Source organism: Cryobacterium sp. N21 (genome assembly GCF_002929575.1).
GTDB classification, from domain to species: Bacteria; Actinomycetota; Actinomycetes; order Actinomycetales; family Microbacteriaceae; genus Cryobacterium; species Cryobacterium flavum.
The window spans coordinates 327,112-343,940 of sequence record NZ_PJJQ01000035.1 but is presented as its reverse complement, the minus strand read 5'-3'; the positions used below and the strand labels follow the sequence as shown (position 1 = coordinate 343,940).

The window sequence follows — 16,829 nt, the reverse complement described above, 5'->3', positions numbered from 1 at the left end:
TTTGGACCGTCGCCAATCCGGGGTTGGGTGAGCCAGACAGCATCCTGTCCGAGGCCCGTACGCGTTCCGGCAAAGCGGGTGCCCTCCGCACCCTGCAAACAGCGCTCGCCGCCGCGCAAGCCCAGGCTGCAACGACCGACTGGACCGCGGTCTCCCGCGACGCCTTCGTGGAACGCCTCGTGGGCCTGGTTCCCGAGATAGACCTGTTGATTCGCGGGCTGGACGCGCAGGCCGCCGCCCTCGAAACATATTCCGTCACGGTCGACGAACTTCAGGGCGAGCAGCGCCTGCTCGCAGCGCGGCGCACCACCGCCGACAGCGACCTCTCCGACCTGCAATTCGGTAAAACCGACTTCACCACCCCGGGCGACACCTTCATCTTCATGCCCACTGATGTTCGCCAGACTCGGCAGGAGGAGGCCTTCGAGACCACCTACGCGCAGATCGCCGCCATCGATGTGCTCTGGGACGAACTCGCGACGCGGCGCCGCACCGCCGATGCCACCTGTGTGCGCGACCTCGGGTCGGACCAAGTGCTCGGTGCGACCGCGTGGTTCGGCACGAACGCAGCAGTGCGCGGCTCGGTCGACGACCTGATCGCCCGCATGAATACGCTGTCGGAAGCCGATCTGGCCGTGCTGATCGCTACCAATTCCGACCTGGTGAAGCGGATGCTGACGGCCACCCCCGAGACCGTCCCCGAGCGGTGGCAGCAGCTGGGCGAACCCGCTCAGCTCGCCCTCATCGCCGGGGCCCCGGCCCTGCTCGGATCGTTGAACGGACTACCAGCCCTCGCCCGCGTCGCCGCCAACCGCCTCAACGCCAGCACCAGAATCACCGAAATCGACGCCGAATCCGCCAAGCTCGACGCTGAAAACGCCGGTATGGACCGCACGCGGGGCCGGTGGAAGCAGAGTTACGGCAGAAGTGACCAGATCGCCAAGGAACTCGAACAGCTGGAGGACGAGCGCAGCTACCTGCAGCGAACGGTCGACGGCAAGAATCAGCTCTACCTCTACGATCATGAGGGCGCGCGCATCATCGAAATGCGCGGAACGCCGTCAAGTGAAACGCGTCAGCGCATCTCCTACGTGCCCGGCACGATGAGCAATATGGACATGTTCTACGACGGCTCGGTCCAAACGGTGTCCCAGTGGTTCGTCGACAATCATCCGGACACTGTTGCGTTCATCTACAAGGATGATCTCTTTCCCGGAGACTCAGACGGCACTCGTGGTGGCCTGGCCAAAGGAATCCCCGATGCGAATAGCGCAGACTTCGCCGAACAAACAGGCCCGGTCCTGGCCGCCTTCGAAACGGGCCTGGCCACGGACCCCCTGTTCGCCGACGCCACCTCGACCGCCATCGGCCACAGCTGGGGGCTCGCCAACATCACCTCGGCGGAAGTATCCGGAGCCCACTACGACTCGGTGGTCTCCCTGTCGGGAGCGTGGATGCCAAAAGACTGGACAGCCGATTCAACCACTACCTACGCCGACTTCTCCTACGAAGACATTCTGCAGGTCGCACAGGGCACTGGTGGCGTCGGCGACGGCAACAATCCGCGGTCCAGCGACGCATTTGACTCCGGGCCATATTATGAGGGGCCAAAATGGTATCCGACCGTGATGGTGGACAATCACAGCCTCGTGGCTACTGACGACCCGCGCAACAATAAGGTCCTCAGAGACCTCGAGAAGTGGATGTACAAGTGAAATCGACGATCATTGCTGGCATAGGAGCTGGCGCACTCGTCCTGGGGCTGGGACTCACCGCTTGCGCACCACCTTCCGGTGCAGAGAAGGAGACCGCCATGGACTTGCAGACAGCCAAGGGCATCGCGATGGCGATCGAGGACGAGGCAGCACTCTTGGTGCCGCCGGAAAATGTAGCGGACCAGACTCAACGGAAGACTGCGCACCTGCTTGGTTGTGGGGATGGAGGTCATCAGTGGTCCGGGAGGACTGTTGTGACCTTTGCGGGTGGCGTTGACCCCCAGAGCGTTGTTGACAGCATTTCAGCGGCGTGGCAGCTCAAAAATGGTGTCACAGTGGATCAGGATGCCTTCAACACTGGTAACGATGCCGAAGTCGACATGACGGTCGCGACAGGCGGGTTCTATACAGCAGCCATTTGGAATTCGGGCACGCAGCTCTACATCACGTCGTTCTCGCCCTGTTTCGAGCTTGAGGAAGGGCAACATCCGTCGGATGAGTATTAGGCGCGTCGGATGGTGAACGCAAACAGCCGGCCGGCACGGCGGATTTCTCGAGTGAGTCGTCGACGCATCGGGGCCGCAATGCTTGCCGTGGCGTGCTCCGTCGCGCTGTCGTCGTGCGCGTCAACGAACGAGTCAGCCACCATGGATCTCCAGACGGCGAAGGGCATCGCGATGGCGATGGAGGACGAGACCGCACTCTTGGTGCCGCCGGAGGATGTAGCGGACCAGACTCATATGAAATCTTCATTCCTGCTCGGCTGTACTGATGAAACCTATCAGTGGTCGGGTAGAACGATTCTGACATTTTCTGGCGAGGTGGACACTCAAGGTATTGTCGACCGCATCGCGGCGGCTTGGAAAGTCAAGGAAGGCGTCACCGTCGAGGAGGATGACACCACGGGCGATGATGCCCAGGTTGATATGCGTGTTGCCACGGGTGGGTTCTACAATGCGGCCATCTGGAATTCGGGCACGAAAGTGTACATTACTTCGTTCTCGCCGTGTTTCGAGCTGGAGGGCGGCACGAAGCCGGGCATGAAGTACTGAGGAGTCCATGTGCCCAGCGAGACAGGTCTCTCCGATGGATGCCACAACCTCGTCGCCACTGACGATGTGAATAATCGAGAAGTTGTCAGAGACCTTCAGGAGCTGATTTACGGATGAATCCCAAGCGAAAATACGTGGCTGTCCTCGGGATGCTTACCCTTACGGCGTTGTTGGCGTCGTGCACAATGATGAATGAGGGAAGTGATGCCTTCATGGATCTGCAGACAGCTAAGGGCATCGCAATGGCGATGGAGGATGAGACTGCGGCTTTCGTTCCCGTTGAAAATGTCGGCGATCAGACCCAGACGCAGAAGGCGCATCTCTTGGGGTGCGCGAATGATCAGTTGGCTTGGCCCGGTCGAACGACCGTCACTTTGATCGGTGATGTCGATTCTGAGGCCATGATCGAAATTATTGCCGCGGCATGGGAGAAGGAGGACGGCGTGGTGGTCGAGAGGCGCAAAACCAGGCAGGGGGCACCGCGGGTGGATATGACGGGCGCTCAAGGCGACTTCTACAGCGCGTCGATCGGGGCTCCCGGCACCGAACTGAAAATTACGTCGTTCTCACCGTGTTTCGATCTGGAGGAGGGCCAGCATCCGTCGGATGAGTACTAGGACGGCAGAATGACCAGCCGGGGTACGTTAAAAGAACGACCAAGGAGACCCATGACCCCCACCGAACTTCTCATCGAAGAGTTCTCCCGCATCCAGGGCACGGTGCATCGCACCCTGAAAAATGCCACCGTCGCCACGCTCACCTTTCGAGCGGATGCCGACGCCAACACCATTGCGTGGCTCACCTGGCACCTGTCCCGCGTGCAGGACGACCACCTCGCCGACCTCGCCGGTATCGAGCAGGTGTACATCGGCCAGGGCTGGGCTGAACGATTCGACCTGCCGTTCGGGCCGACGGCGACCGGCTACGGGCATACCTCCGCCGATGTCGCCGCCGTGCGCGCCGACGCCGACCTGCTCGGCGGCTACTACGACGCCGTGCACAGCGCGAGCATCGCCTACCTGGCCACCCTGAGCGCGGCAGACCTCGACCGGGTCATCGACGAGTCCTGGACCCCCGTCGTCACGCTCGGTGTGCGCCTGGCCAGTGTGCTCTCCGACGACCTGCAGCACGCCGGACAGGCCGCCTTCGTGCGCGGCCTCGCCGACCGCGCCGGCGTCTAGCGTCCCCGCTCCGCCGAGGGGGAGCGGGCTGCGGGCATCCGTGTGGCGGAGAATGGGGGATTCGGACCCTGCGAATGGGGTTTGTGCTTTCACCCAACACGCTGCGGTAACACTGTGGCGGAGAATGGGGGATTCGGACCCTGCGAATTGGCGTTGTGCGTCACCCAACACGCTGCGGTAACACTGTGGCGGAGAATGGGGGATTCGGACCCTGCGAATTGGCGTTGTGCGTCACCCAACACGCTGCGGTAACACTGTGGCGGAGAATGGGGGATTCGGACCCTGCGAATTGGCGTTGTGCGTCACCCAACACGCTGCGGTAACACTGTGGCGGAGAATGGGGGATTCGGACCCTGCGAATTGGCGTTGTGCGTCACCCAACACGCTGCGGTAACACTGTGGCGGAGAATGGGGGATTCGGACCCTGCGAATTGGCGTTGTGCGTCACCCAACACGCTGCGGTAACACTGTGGCGGAGAATGGGGGATTCGGACCCTGCGAATTGGCGTTGTGCGTCACCCAACACGCTGCGGTAACACTGTGGCGGAGAATGGGGGATTCGAACCCCCGAGGGCTTTCACCCAACACGCTTTCCAAGCGTGCGCCATAGGCCACTAGGCGAATTCTCCTGGCCGCCGTTGCAATAAAGCAACGGCACCAGAGAATCTTACCTGTTTCCAGCGGATGCCGCCGCCACCTCCGCAGACCGCCCCCCCCGGTTGGTGCCGCCCAGCGTCGTACCCTAAACTGAACTTCGGCTCCTCGTGTGGCGCCACCTTGGCCAATTCCCCCAGGACGGAAACGTAGCAAGGGTAACCGGGCTCTGGCGGGTGCGCGAGGGGTCTTTTTCGTATCCATGACCCGCAAGGGTAACCGGGGCTGCGCCACTGTGCCGAGGTGCGCGAGGAGTCTTTTCTATGCCCATTCTGCCCGCGAGAGCGCAAAAAGTGCCCGATTGAGGGTCTCAAACGGGCACTTTTTGCGCTTTCGCGCGACGATCGCGTGGAGATCGTGGCCCCCATTTAGCCGAGTACGCGGTTGTTGGGACCTTTGGCACTTGGCCGGTCGGCGAGGCTCAATAGGATGGAAGGAGCGCGGCTGTGTCGCCGCGCGACAACGCGGAGGACCGATGATCGACGATTCCGGCACCATGACCTGGCCCTCGCGCGCGCCAAAACCCCTCAGCGCAGCGGCCTTGGCGAGCATCGACGCCTGGTGGCGGGCCGCTAATTACCTCGCTGTTGGCCAGATCTACTTGCTAGGCAACGCCCTGCTGAAAGAGGCGCTGACCCGCGACCACGTCAAACCGCGCCTGCTCGGCCACTGGGGAACCACGCCCGGCCTCAACTTTCTCTACGCGCACCTGAACCGTGCGATCGCCGAACGCAGCCAGAGCACCATCTACATCACCGGCCCCGGCCACGGCGGCCCCGGCATGGTCGCCAACGCCTACCTCGACGGCACTTACACCGAGGTCTACGCCGACATCGAGCAGAACGAGCACGGCGTGCAGAAGCTGTTTCGCCAGTTCTCCTTTCCCGGCGGCATCCCCAGCCACGCCTCGCCCGAGCTGCCCGGATCCATCCACGAGGGCGGCGAACTCGGCTACGCCCTCAGCCACGCCTACGGCGCCGCGTTTGACAACCCGAACCTGCTCGTGGCCGCGGTGGTCGGCGACGGTGAGGCCGAAACTGGCCCGCTTGCCACCAGCTGGCACTCCAACAAGTTCATCAACCCGCTGCTGGACGGCGTCGTGCTGCCCATTTTGCACCTCAACGGGTACAAGATCGCCAACCCCACGGTGCTGGCGCGCATCCCCGAAGACGAGCTGCTCGATCTGATGCGCGGCTACGGTCACACTCCGTATATAGTGAGCGGCGGCTTCGACGGCGGAGACCCGATGCTCGTGCACGCCCGCATGGCCGAGACCCTCGACCTGGTGCTCAACCAGATCGCCGAGATCAAGGCCGCCGCCGCCCAGGCTGCCGCAAACAACGAGGACTTCGCCCGCCCGCGCTGGCCCATGATCATCCTCCGCACCCCCAAGGGCTGGACCTGCCCCGCCCGTATCGACGATGTGCAGGTCGAGAACACGTGGCGCGCGCACCAGGTTCCGCTGGCAAATGCCCGCGACACCCCGGCGCACACCGCTCTGCTCGAACAGTGGATGCTGTCCTACCGTCCCGCAGACCTGTTCGACCAAGACGGTGCTCCCGTGAAACAGATCACCGACCTCGCCCCTCACGGCGACCTGCGCATGAGCGCCAACCCGATCGCCAACGGCGGACTCCTGCGCCGCGACCTGCACCTGCCCGACTTTCGCGATTTCGCCGTCGACGTTCCCGAGCCGGGTGCAACGCTGAACGAGGCTACGCGCGTGCTGGGCGGCTACCTGGCCGAGGTCATCCGTTTGAATCCGCAGAATTTTCGCATATTCGGGCCTGATGAGACCGCGTCGAACCGGCTGGCGCCGCCGGTCTACGAGGTAACCGACAAGCAGTGGAACGCGGAGCTGAAACCCGGCGACACCAACCTGGCCCGCGCTGGCCGCGTCATGGAGATGCTGAGCGAGCACCAGTGTCAGGGCTGGCTCGAGGGCTACCTGCTCACCGGGCGGCACGGGCTGTTCAACTGCTACGAAGCGTTCATCCACATCGTGGATTCCATGTTCAACCAGCACGCCAAGTGGCTCAAGGTGACCGCCGAGATCCCGTGGCGGGCGCCGATCGCGAGCCTCAACTACCTGCTGAGCTCGCACGTCTGGCGGCAGGACCACAACGGGTTCAGCCACCAGGATCCGGGTTTCATCGACCACGTCGTCAACAAGAGCGCCGACGTCGTGCGGGTCTACCTGCCCTTCGATGCGAACACGCTGCTCTCCACCTACGACCACTGCCTGCGCAGCGTCAACTATGTCAACATCGTCGTGGCGGGCAAGCAGCCGGCGCCGAACCTGCTCACGATGGAGCAGGCCGTCGCGCACTGCACCCGTGGCCTCGGCATCTTCGACTGGGCTGGCACCGAGGTTGCCGGTCTCGCCCCCGATGTCGTGCTTGCCGCCGCCGGCGATGTGCCCACGCTCGAGGTGCTCGCCGCCGCCGAGATTCTGCGCGAGAACCTGCCCGGGCTCATGGTGCGGGTCGTGAACGTCGTCGACCTGATGCGCCTGCAGTCCGAGGATGACCACCCGCACGGCCTGAGCGACAGCGCCTTCGACGCCGTCTTCACGCCGGACAAGCCCATCATCTTCGCCTATCACGGCTATCCGTGGCTCATTCATCGGCTCACCTACAAGCGCCACGGCCACGAGAACCTGCACGCCCGCGGCTACAAGGAGATCGGCACCACGACGACCCCGTTCGACATGGTCATGCTCAACGACCTCGACCGGTACCACCTCGTTATGGACGTCATCGACCGCACCCCCGGGCTCGCCGCCCGCGCTGGCCTGCTGCGGCAGCAGATGCAGGATGCCCGCCTCGCCGCCCGCCAATACACCCGCGACCACGGCGAAGACGTTCCGTCCATCACGAACTGGTCCTGGTCTTCCCAAGCGGATGCCGCCGCCGCCGAGACCGGCGCCGACAATGTCTAGCCGCGGCACCGCGTCGCGTGGCTGGTTTGACGCGTTCGCTCGCGAACCGCGAAGGCCGGATGTCTCGCCCAGCGTCTGACCCACGCCCCACACTCTCCCAACCCGAATACGCTTGAATGGACATCGTGGCTCGAAGCATCTATATCACCAGCGCCGAAGGTAATACCGGCAAATCCTCGATTGCGCTCGGCGTGGTCGACACGCTCACCCACCTGGTGGAACGGGTCGGCGTGTTCCGCCCGGTCGCTCGCACCGCAACCGAACCCGACTACGTCGTCGAGCTCCTGCTGCGTCACCTGCAGGCCAATGCTGGCCCCGGTTCCGCGGCCGGGCAGACCTACGAGCAGAGCATCGGTGTCAGCTACGACGACGTCAACACCGACCCCGACGCGGCCCTGGCCGTGATCGTCGCCCGATACAAGGCGATCGAAGCCAACTGCGACACGGTCGTCGTCATCGGCAGCGACTACACCGACGTCGGCAGTCCTACCGAGCTGGCTTTCAATGCCCGCATCGCCGCGAACCTCGGAGCCCCCGTGCTACTCGTGCTCGGCGGTCGCGTCGGCCCCGGCGAGGGCGAACGCCTCGGCCAGAGCGACGCCCGTTCGGCCGTGGACATCGGCCAGCAGACCGACGTGGCGCTGGCGGAACTGCGCGACGAACACGCATCCATTCTGGCGATCATCGTCAACCGGGCCGACGAAACCGCCTTGGCCGAGATTATCGACTCGGTGCGGGCTACGACCAACGCCCAGCCGGCGCGCTCGGGCGGAGCCTTCGGCGTGCCGATCTGGGCCATTCCCGAAGATCCCTACCTTGTCGCCCCGAGCATGCAGAGCATCATGGAGGCCACCGAGGGCCACCTGATCAAGGGTGACCCCGCCCTGCTCGCCCGCGAGGCGCTCGGCGTCGTTGTCGCGGCCATGTCCATGGTCAACGTACTGCCGCGCCTCATCGAGGGCGCCGTCGTCGTCGTTCCGGGCGACCGCGAAGACGTGCTGCTGGCCGTGCTGCTGGCCAACGCCTCCGCCACCTTCCCCTCGATTGCCGGAATCGTGCTGAACGGCGGTTTCGACCTCCCCGACGCTATCCAGCAGCTGATGGAGGGCCTCGCGCCCTCGCTGCCGATCATTCGCACCTCGCTCGGTTCCTACGACACGACCATGCGCATCACCCGCACCCGCGGACGCCTCGCCGCCGACTCGCAGCGCAAGCACGACACTGCGCTGGCGTTGTTCGAGACGCACGTCGACGCGGCGGCCCTGCTCGACCGGCTCGATGTGAGTCGGGCCGAAGTCGTCACGCCGCTCATGTTCGAGTACGCGCTGCTCGAGCGGGCGCGCCAGAACCGCCAGCACATCGTGCTGCCGGAGGGGGAGGACGACCGCGTGTTGCGCGCTGCCGCCACCTTGCTGGCCCGCGATGTGGTCGAGCTGACCATTCTCGGCGAAGAGTTCGAGGTGCGCTCGCGCGCCATCGGCCTTGGTCTCGATATCTCCAAGGCCCACGTGGTGAGCCCCTATGACGACCTGCTGCGCCTCAAATTCGCGCAGGAATATATGCAGTTGCGGGCACATAAGGGAATCACGCTGGATCAAGCCAACGAAACCGTGACCGACGTGAGCTACTTCGGCACGATGATGGTGCAGCTCGGGCTCGCCGATGGCATGGTCTCCGGCGCCACCCACACCACCGCGCACACCATTCGGCCAAGCTTCGAGATCATCAAGACGCAGGTCGGCGTCGGCGTGGTGTCGAGTGTGTTCCTCATGGCGCTCGCCGACCGCGTGCTGGTCTACGGTGACTGCGCCGTCATTCCGGTACCTACCGCCGAGCAGCTCGCCGACATCGCCATCTCCGCTGCCGCCACGGCGGTGCAGTTCGGCATCGAGCCGCGCATCGCCATGCTGTCGTACTCCACCGGGTCTTCCGGAGAGGGCGCCGACGTCGAGAAGGTGCGCACCGCCACCGCCCTCGTGCGGGAGCGCCGCCCCGATCTGCTGGTCGAGGGCCCGATTCAGTACGATGCCGCAGCGGATGCCGCTGTCGCCGCCACAAAGATGCCCGGTTCCAGCGTGGCCGGGCGCGCCACCGTGTTCATCTTCCCCGACCTCAACACCGGCAATAACACGTACAAGGCCGTGCAGCGGAGCGCCGGCGCGGTCGCGATCGGCCCCGTGTTGCAGGGTTTGCGCAAGGCGATCAACGACCTCTCTCGCGGCGCCCTGGTACAGGACATCGTGAATACCGTCGCGATCACCGCCATCCAGGCTGCCGGCCTGACGGATGCCGCGGTGCCGGCCCTTGACGCCACCCCGGCCGGAGCCACCCGATGACCGCCGTTCTGGTCGTCAACTCCGGTTCGAGCTCCTTCAAATACCAGCTCATTGAGATGGACACCGAGACCACCCTGGCGAGCGGAATGGTGGAGCGCATCGGCGAGGTCGTCGGCGATTCCGTGCACTCCATCGCCGGGGTGAAGGCCGAGGTATCGGCGGCGGAGGCTTCTGCGGAGACGCACGTTCCGGCATCCGCTGATCGAAAGTGGAAGCGCGAGCTGCCCATTCCCGACCACACGGCCGGATTCGCCGTGATGCTCGAAGCGTTCCGGGCCCACGGGCCGTCGCTTGCGCGGCACGTTCCGGTGGCCGTCGGGCACCGCGTCGTGCACGGCGGAGCCCGCTTTCACCAGCCGACCCTCGTCACGCCGCAGGTTGAGAAGGACATCGACGAGCTGTCGGGGCTGGCGCCGCTGCACAATCCGGGCGCGCTGCAGGGCATCGTCGCGGCCGTCGAGGCATTCGCTGACGTGCCGCACGTGGCCATTTTCGACACGGCATTTCACCAGACGCTGCCGCCCGAAGCCTTCACCTACGCGATCAATGCCGATCTGGCCGAGCGGTATCGCATCCGTCGCTATGGTTTTCACGGCACCAGCCATGGCTTTGTGGCGCGCGAGGCGGCGAACTTTCTGCAGCGACCGGTCGAAGACCTCAACCAGATCGTGCTGCACCTCGGTAATGGCGGGTCGGCCTGCGCGGTCGAGGGCGGCCGCTCGGTCGAGACCAGTATGGGCATGACACCGCTCGAGGGACTCGTCATGGGCACCCGCTCCGGCGACATCGACCCGGGCGTGCTGTTCCACCTGCATCGCCGGGCCGGACTCGACTTTCCCGAGATCGACAAACTACTCAACCGGGGCAGCGGACTACTCGGTCTGACCGGGCGGGGCGATATGCGCGATGTGATCGTGGCCGCGGCCGCTGGCGACGGGCCGTCGCAGCTCGCGATCGACGTCTACGTGCACCGGGTTAAGGGCTACGTCGGGGCGTATTATGCCCAGCTCGGCCGGGTCGACGTGATCTCCTTCACCGCCGGTGTCGGCGAGAACGCGCCGCTCGTGCGCGAGCGCGCCCTTGCCGGGCTGGAGGCCCTGGGCATTCGCATCGACCCCGAGCGCAATGCCGCCGCCGCGCGCGGCGCCCGCGTGATCAGCGCCGACGACTCCGCGGTCACGGTGCTCGTGATTCCGACCAACGAGGAGCTCGAGATCGCCCGCCAGACCCTGGCGACGGTGCGCTGACCCCGCCCCAGGCTTGGCCTCCCGCGCTCGCCGTGCAGAACTGCGGAGATTTTCGCGTTCAGCCCAGAATCTGGCGTGATTGGGGCGATTTCTGCCATATCTCCGCCGTTACGAACGACGCTTCCAGGCTGCTGCGTCCTCGGCGTCGTTTACCATGCGACGCACCGTCTCGAGGGTAGTGTGCCACGTGTCGAAGATGTGTGGCCTGGCCAAGCGGAGGACCCGAATCCCCTGCCGTTCAACTTCGCGATCTTTGCTGCGGTCGGGCAGAAATCGTTCCGGACCGTGCCATTCTTCACCGTCGGTCTCTATTCCGACGCACCCATTCACGAGCATGTCGACGCGGCCAGCACCTGTCACATAAAATTGTGTCGCGACCCGAAAGCCCGCGCGGATGAACCCCACCCGGCTGAACGTTTCAAATCCGGACTGCGCCCCGCGATCGAGGAGGCGCAGCAACGCGCGCAGGTGGTCAGGGGCCAGACGGAGGAGCTCTACGAGGTCGTCCTCCGTGATGAACCTCATGAAAAGCGCGGACTCCAGGCATGCCAGCGCGTCGACATCGTCGAGGCACGACAACGCTTGCAGCACGGCGTCAAACGGTGATACTTCGAACACCGGTGCCCAGCATTGGAAGGCGCGACTCCAATGGATCGATGCGCCGGGGGCCAATCGTCGCTGGTGGTGGTGCGGGCGCAAGCGGAGATGCAGTCCTGGCCGCGCGATTCCGCTCCAGATGCCGAGCTGCGACAGGCGAGTCAGACAATCGACCCGCCCGCCAACTTGCAGTGCGGTGAGAGTCGGCGCGTCGAGGTGCGCGCAGGAAAATACGCCGTGGGCAACGTGCCTGATCAGCCCGGAGTCCACTGCAGATTTCACTGATCGTCGGCTGGCCCCGATACCCGCCAGTTGCTGTGACGTGGCGACGTGCCCCAAGTGGCACAAAACAGTGACAAGGTCGTGGCTCATGACTGCATAGTGCGACGAATGACGCTGTGCTCGGCGAGGTGCGCGCAAGTTGTGGATTGCCACCAGAATTCGGTGACTGGGGAGGAGAGGCCGGCCCCGTATGCTTCAGCAGCGGTTCAGAAGTGCGGAGAAGACGCCCTCCTTGGGTCGCTTGTGGCCTAACTGGGCTGGGATCGCCGAGAATCTCCGCAGACCTGCACTGGGGCCGGTCGGCACGCGATAGATGCGGGAGATGGCGGCGACCGGCAGGCTCCAACGTGTTCTACTCTCGGGCCCGTTCAGTACTGCGGAGATTTTCCATGGCGGCGGCCAGTTTCGTTACGTTTTGGGCCAGCGCGGCCGAATCTCCGCAGTTGTAAGCGGGAACCTCAGCGGTAATGGGTCAGGCGTTCACGATCGTGCAGGTTCCGGCGCCGACCAGCAGCGGGAACGTGGCGTGCGCGCTCGAGATGAGCGAGCCCGCTCGAGTGGGCCGCAGCGACCCCGACGTCGCCCGCCCCGCCGAGCAGTCCGCCGAGCAGCGCACCCTCGAAGGTCGACGTGAACGTTCCCGATACCGGCTCAGACGTGCTCACCCCGCTGCCGAGCGAGACCTCTATGAGCCCGCCGAACCCGGTGTTCGATTTGTAGTAGCGGGCATTGGCCGCCGCGTATCCGGTGGTCGGATAGTGCCAGGTCAGCACGATCCGCGGCACGAGGCTGAGCTACACGAGCACGCTCGCCGCCGTGCAGGTGTCGATCACCGGTGCTGGCACCACGATTGCTGTCACAGCGGATGCGACGAATTCAGAATCCGTAAACGTCGCGTCGGTCCACCTCGAGTCGGCGGGAACGAGCGCGGCGGCGAGAAGCGCCGCAACCGCGAGGACGAGCTGCCGGGCGATCATTGCACTGGCCGGCCGCTCGGATGGTTTGACGAGCCCCCGGGAGCGGACGCGGCCGAGGCCTCCGTCGCGGCAGTGGAGGGATCCGGAGCTAACCCCGGGGGAGTGGGGGAGGCTCCAGCGGCGTCGGAGTCGGCGGCCCGGACGCCAACCGGAACGGCATCAGACGATCGATCACGATCGTCATCCCGGTCGGTGTCTTCCCGTTCTCTGCGGGGCCAGAACGTCCAGGTCACGAGCACCGCAGCCCCGATCGCGAGCACGGCGAGCACCCAGGGTTGCGCCACCATCAGCGCGGTCAGCCCGGCCGGTGTTAGCGTCGTGGATGTCGCCGTCGTCGGTTCAACGCGCCGCGGCATCCGCTTCACGATTGTCGCAGCGGATGCCGCGGCGGGGGCGAGTGTCGGTTGCGGCAAGTACCATTGAGATCGTGGTTACCGCCCTGTATCGCCGCTACCGGCCAGAGACCTTTGCCGAGATGATCGGCCAGTCCCAAGTGACTGATCCGCTGATGACGGCGCTTCGCACCAACCGGGTGAACCACGCCTATCTGTTCAGCGGCCCCCGCGGCTGTGGCAAGACCACATCGGCGCGCATCCTGGCCCGCTGTCTCAACTGTGCTGAGGGCCCGACGGACACCCCGTGCGGTGTCTGTCCTAGCTGTGTCGAGCTCGCCCGAGACGGCGGCGGTTCGCTCGACGTCGTCGAAATCGACGCGGCGAGTCACAACGGTGTCGACGATGCCCGCGACATTCGCGAGCGCGCCATCTTCGCGCCCGCCCGCGACCGCTACAAGATCTTCATCCTCGACGAGGCCCACATGGTCACCCCGCAGGGTTTCAACGCGCTGCTCAAGATTGTCGAAGAGCCGCCGGAACACGTGAAGTTCATCTTCGCGACCACCGAACCCGAAAAGGTGATCGGAACCATCCGCTCGCGTACCCATCACTATCCGTTCCGGCTGGTGCCTCCGGGGCCGATGCTCGAGTACGTGCAGCAGATGTGCGACACCGAGAAGATGGTCGTCGCGCCCGGCGTGCTGCCGCTCGTGGTGCGCGCCGGCGGCGGCTCGCCGCGCGACACCCTGTCGCTGCTCGACCAACTCATGGCCGGGTCTGATGGCCAGTCCATTGAATACGATCGCGCCGTGGCGCTGCTCGGCTACACGAGTGCATCGCTGCTCGACGAGGCCGTCGAGGCCATCGGTGCCCGTGATTCCGCTGCAGCCTTCGACGCGGTCGACCGGGTCATCCAGACCGGGCAAGATCCGCGCCGCTTCGTCGAAGATCTGCTCGAGCGCATGCGCGACCTCATCATCGTCGCGGCCACAAGCGTCGCGGGGGCCGCGGCCGTGCTGCGCGGCGTGCCGCAAGACGAGCTGGAACGCATGACCGTGCAGGCCGCGGCCTTCGGGCCGGCCGAACTCTCGCGCACCGCCGACATTCTCAACGCGGCGCTCACCGAGATGAGCGGGGCCACCTCGCCGCGCCTGCATCTTGAGCTCATGATCGCGCGGTCCCTGATTCCCGCGACCGACGACTCAACTCGCGGCGCCCTCGCGAGGGTCGAGCGCCTGGAGCGTCGTATCGGCGTCGACGGCGTGGCGGCTGTGCCCGCTGTGGCCGCCGTTGCTGGTGCTCCTGCTGCCCGCGAGTCCGCCCCCCATCCGGTGGTCGAGCCTGTCGAGACCGCCATCCCGGGAACGCAGGCTGCCAGCTCCGCCGCTGCCGGTGTCGCTGCCGCTGCCGGTGGCGCCGCTGCTACCCGCGAGCCCGCCGCCAATGCGTCGGTCGAGCCGGTCGAGACCGCCATTCCGGGAACGCAGGCTGCGGCGGGAACGCGAGCACCGTTGGCTGCGGACGCGCCCTCCGCGCCCAAACCGCCCATCGTCCCCAGTGCCCCGGTCTCCCTGCAACAGCTCAAGGACGCCTGGCCCGAGATTCTCGAAGCGGTCAAGAACGAGAAGACCACCGCGTGGCTTGTCGTCTACACCGCCCACGTACTCAGCCTGAACGGCGACGTACTCGCCCTGTCGTTCCCGAGTCACGCCGATGTCGAGAGCTTCAAGCAACAAAAGGTCCCCGGAATGGGAACGAGCGACTTCTTGCGCACCGCGATCGTCGCTGTGCTCGGCCTGCGGGTCAAGTTCATCGCGCGCGTCGACGCTGGGCGCGAGACTTCCTCGCCGAGCGCGGCGTCCGGTGCCGCACCCGCAGCCGCCGCGGAGCCTGCGCCAGCAGGCCCGGCACCCGAATCGCCCTCGGCAGCAGCGCATGCTGTCGGCTCGGCCGTCCCGAATCTCGAGGCAGCGGATTCGCCGGCGTCCCCGACAAGCGCGCCGTCTGCGGCTGCTGCGGCTGCTGCGACTGAGAACACTGCGACCGCGCCGTCTGCCCAGAAACCCGACGTAACTCCCCGCACTATGCCTGCCCCTCCCGATGCGCCGCGCGAGCCAGCCTCGCCGGCCGCTGAAGGCGCGTCGCCCGTCGCTGCATCCACCAGCGGATGGGCGACCGTAGCCATCCCCGGCTCACCGAACGGCCCGGCACTGCCCGCTCTCGACGACGACGCAACGGATACCCCTGCTCCCGAAACCGCTGCACCGCCAGCAGCTCTGGCCCCCGAATCGTCATCGCCCGTGTCGGCACAGTCGGTTGGGACTGCGGGTTCATCCGGGGGCGTGGCGTCAGACGAACCTTGGGCCGCGACTGCTTTCGTATCGACGTCCCACGACGAGCCGCCGTACGATGACGTACCGCCGCCGTTCGACGACGACGTTCCGCCCGAGATGGACGCCCCCGCCGACGAACGCGTGCCGAATTACGAGGCGCACGCTGAGGCATCCGCTGTGCCCGTAAGTGCTGTTCCCACGAACGCCCAGCAGAGTCGACAGCCCCAGGGCGCGCCCCAGCAGAACTCAGGCCCGCAGAACTCAGGCCCGCAGACCGCAGGTCACGAGACCGCTGTCCAGCAGAATGCCGGTCGCTCCAGCCTCGGTCAACCCATTCTCGGTGAGAGCGCACAAGCCCCCCGCCAGCACCCGAACGCGTCCGGCCAGCGCGGCTCCACGAAGGACCCGTCGCGGGCGCCGTCCTTCGCTGAGAAGCAGCGCTACGGCGAGGCCGTCGTGCGCGAGATTCTCGGTGCCACCTTCATCGAAGAACAGCCGCACTCCGCGGCGCCCCGAACCAGAAACGACCACTAAACCATGTATGAAGGCATCGTCCAAGAACTGATCGACGAGCTCGGCCAGCTTCCTGGTATCGGCCCGAAGTCGGCGCAGCGCATCGCGTTTCACATCCTGCAGACCGAGAAATTCGACGTAACCCGGCTCGCCAACGTGCTGCTCGAGGTGCGCGACAAAGTGCGGTTCTGCGACATCTGCGGCAACGTCTCCGAGCAGCCTACCTGCCTGATCTGCCGGGATCCTCGCCGGGATCCCACGTCGATCTGCGTCGTCGAAGAGGCCAAGGACGTCGTTGCGATCGAGCGCACCCGCGAGTTCAAGGGCCTCTATCACGTGCTGGGCGGGGCCATCAGCCCGATCGACGGCGTCGGACCCGACGACCTGCGCATCCGCCAGCTGATGCAGCGCCTCGCCGACAACACCGTTCAGGAGGTCATCATCGCGACCGACCCGAACCTCGAGGGAGAGGCCACCGCCACCTATCTCTCCCGCCTGCTCACCACCCTGGAGATCAAGGTCACCCGTCTGGCCTCCGGCCTGCCCGTGGGCGGCGACCTCGAGTACGCCGACGAGGTCACGCTCGGCCGCGCCTTTGAGGGCCGCCGCGAGGTCACTCACTAGCCCGGTCGCCTCCGCTGCGCCTAGCGCACCCCTCGTTCTTGT

The 16,829-nt window shown here is 65.6% G+C and carries 14 protein-coding genes, 1 tRNA gene and 1 other RNA gene; 12 read left to right on the top strand and 4 right to left on the bottom strand.

Annotated features, from left to right (window positions below; translation table 11 throughout):
- Positions 1 to 23 precede the first annotated feature (23 nt).
- The 5 genes from CXY77_RS16025 to CXY77_RS16005 all read left to right on the top strand — a co-directional run bounded on the left by CXY77_RS16025 (position 24) and on the right by CXY77_RS16005 (position 3,948).
- Positions 24 to 1,715, top strand: coding sequence for a hypothetical protein (locus CXY77_RS16025; protein ID WP_104130480.1), 1,692 nt, complete (start codon positions 24 to 26; stop codon positions 1,713 to 1,715).
- A 98-nt stretch (positions 1,716 to 1,813) separates the two neighbouring features.
- The gene (locus CXY77_RS16020; protein ID WP_140425561.1) at positions 1,814 to 2,221 is read left to right on the top strand and encodes a hypothetical protein; all 408 of its coding nucleotides are present in this window, start codon (positions 1,814 to 1,816) and stop codon (positions 2,219 to 2,221) included.
- A 141-nt stretch (positions 2,222 to 2,362) separates the two neighbouring features.
- A complete protein-coding gene (locus CXY77_RS16015) occupies positions 2,363 to 2,767 on the top strand; it encodes a hypothetical protein (protein ID WP_104130478.1) in 405 nt (134 codons plus the stop codon).
- A 113-nt stretch (positions 2,768 to 2,880) separates the two neighbouring features.
- Positions 2,881 to 3,384, top strand: coding sequence for a hypothetical protein (locus CXY77_RS16010; protein WP_104130477.1), 504 nt, complete (start codon positions 2,881 to 2,883; stop codon positions 3,382 to 3,384).
- Between the two features lie 51 nt (positions 3,385 to 3,435).
- Positions 3,436 to 3,948 carry a DUF664 domain-containing protein gene (locus CXY77_RS16005; protein WP_092340325.1) on the top strand — a complete coding sequence of 171 codons (513 nt, stop codon included), beginning with the start codon at positions 3,436 to 3,438 and terminating at the stop codon, positions 3,946 to 3,948.
- Between the two features lie 541 nt (positions 3,949 to 4,489).
- Here CXY77_RS16005 and CXY77_RS16000 read toward each other — a convergent pair.
- A tRNA-Ser gene (locus tag CXY77_RS16000) sits at positions 4,490 to 4,577 on the bottom strand.
- A 124-nt stretch (positions 4,578 to 4,701) separates the two neighbouring features.
- Here CXY77_RS16000 and ffs point away from each other — a divergent pair.
- The 4 genes from ffs (at position 4,702) to CXY77_RS15980 (ending at position 11,126) form a co-directional block, all read left to right on the top strand.
- An RNA gene (gene ffs, locus CXY77_RS15995) (signal recognition particle sRNA small type) lies at positions 4,702 to 4,798 on the top strand.
- Between the two features lie 279 nt (positions 4,799 to 5,077).
- On the top strand, positions 5,078 to 7,543 hold the full coding sequence (locus CXY77_RS15990) for a phosphoketolase family protein (protein ID WP_104130476.1): 2,466 nt from the start codon (positions 5,078 to 5,080) through the stop codon (positions 7,541 to 7,543).
- A gap of 125 nt (positions 7,544 to 7,668) precedes the next feature.
- Positions 7,669 to 9,879 carry a phosphate acetyltransferase gene (gene pta, locus CXY77_RS15985; RefSeq protein WP_104089199.1) on the top strand — a complete coding sequence of 737 codons (2,211 nt, stop codon included), beginning with the start codon at positions 7,669 to 7,671 and terminating at the stop codon, positions 9,877 to 9,879.
- Positions 9,876 to 11,126 carry an acetate/propionate family kinase gene (locus tag CXY77_RS15980; protein WP_104130475.1) on the top strand — a complete coding sequence of 417 codons (1,251 nt, stop codon included), beginning with the start codon at positions 9,876 to 9,878 and terminating at the stop codon, positions 11,124 to 11,126. Before pta ends, CXY77_RS15980 begins: the two co-directional genes overlap by 4 nt.
- Before the next feature lie 108 nt (positions 11,127 to 11,234).
- Here the strand turns inward: CXY77_RS15980 and CXY77_RS15975 are convergent, their stop codons facing one another.
- The 3 genes from CXY77_RS15975 to CXY77_RS15965 all read right to left on the bottom strand — a co-directional run bounded on the left by CXY77_RS15975 (position 11,235) and on the right by CXY77_RS15965 (position 12,982).
- Complete coding sequence (locus CXY77_RS15975) at positions 11,235 to 12,095, bottom strand: hypothetical protein (RefSeq protein WP_233197453.1); 861 nt, start codon at positions 12,093 to 12,095, stop codon at positions 11,235 to 11,237.
- Positions 12,096 to 12,463: 368 nt separating this feature from the next.
- Positions 12,464 to 12,790, bottom strand: a complete 327-nt coding sequence (locus CXY77_RS15970) for a hypothetical protein (RefSeq protein ID WP_092340321.1) — start codon at positions 12,788 to 12,790, stop codon at positions 12,464 to 12,466.
- Between the two features lie 9 nt (positions 12,791 to 12,799).
- Positions 12,800 to 12,982 carry a hypothetical protein gene (locus CXY77_RS15965; protein ID WP_104089009.1) on the bottom strand — a complete coding sequence of 61 codons (183 nt, stop codon included), beginning with the start codon at positions 12,980 to 12,982 and terminating at the stop codon, positions 12,800 to 12,802.
- A 192-nt stretch (positions 12,983 to 13,174) separates the two neighbouring features.
- Between CXY77_RS15965 and CXY77_RS19980 the strand changes: the two genes are divergently transcribed.
- The 3 genes from CXY77_RS19980 to recR are packed head-to-tail and all read left to right on the top strand — an operon-like array spanning position 13,175 to position 16,787.
- Complete coding sequence (locus CXY77_RS19980; protein ID WP_140425560.1) at positions 13,175 to 13,405, top strand: hypothetical protein; 231 nt, start codon at positions 13,175 to 13,177, stop codon at positions 13,403 to 13,405.
- Between the two features lie 4 nt (positions 13,406 to 13,409).
- Entirely contained in the window at positions 13,410 to 16,184 is a 2,775-nt protein-coding gene (locus CXY77_RS15955; RefSeq protein ID WP_104130528.1) for a DNA polymerase III subunit gamma and tau, read from the top strand.
- Positions 16,185 to 16,187: 3 nt separating this feature from the next.
- The gene (gene recR, locus CXY77_RS15950; RefSeq protein ID WP_092340318.1) at positions 16,188 to 16,787 is read left to right on the top strand and encodes a recombination mediator RecR; all 600 of its coding nucleotides are present in this window, start codon (positions 16,188 to 16,190) and stop codon (positions 16,785 to 16,787) included.
- Positions 16,788 to 16,829: the final 42 nt, after the last annotated feature.

Coding starts and splice junctions, on each gene's coding strand:
- CXY77_RS16020 (WP_140425561.1), top strand. CDS start 1,814: ATGGACTTGCAGACAGCCAAGGGCATCGCGATGGCGATCGAGGACGAG.
- CXY77_RS16015 (WP_104130478.1), top strand. CDS start 2,363: ATGGATCTCCAGACGGCGAAGGGCATCGCGATGGCGATGGAGGACGAG.
- CXY77_RS16010 (WP_104130477.1), top strand. CDS start 2,881: ATGAATCCCAAGCGAAAATACGTGGCTGTCCTCGGGATGCTTACCCTT.
- CXY77_RS16005 (WP_092340325.1), top strand. CDS start 3,436: ATGACCCCCACCGAACTTCTCATCGAAGAGTTCTCCCGCATCCAGGGC.
- CXY77_RS15990 (WP_104130476.1), top strand. CDS start 5,078: ATGATCGACGATTCCGGCACCATGACCTGGCCCTCGCGCGCGCCAAAA.
- CXY77_RS15980 (WP_104130475.1), top strand. CDS start 9,876: ATGACCGCCGTTCTGGTCGTCAACTCCGGTTCGAGCTCCTTCAAATAC.
- CXY77_RS15975 (WP_233197453.1), bottom strand. CDS start 12,095: ATGAGCCACGACCTTGTCACTGTTTTGTGCCACTTGGGGCACGTCGCC.
- CXY77_RS15965 (WP_104089009.1), bottom strand. CDS start 12,982: ATGATCGCCCGGCAGCTCGTCCTCGCGGTTGCGGCGCTTCTCGCCGCC.
- recR (WP_092340318.1), top strand. CDS start 16,188: ATGTATGAAGGCATCGTCCAAGAACTGATCGACGAGCTCGGCCAGCTT.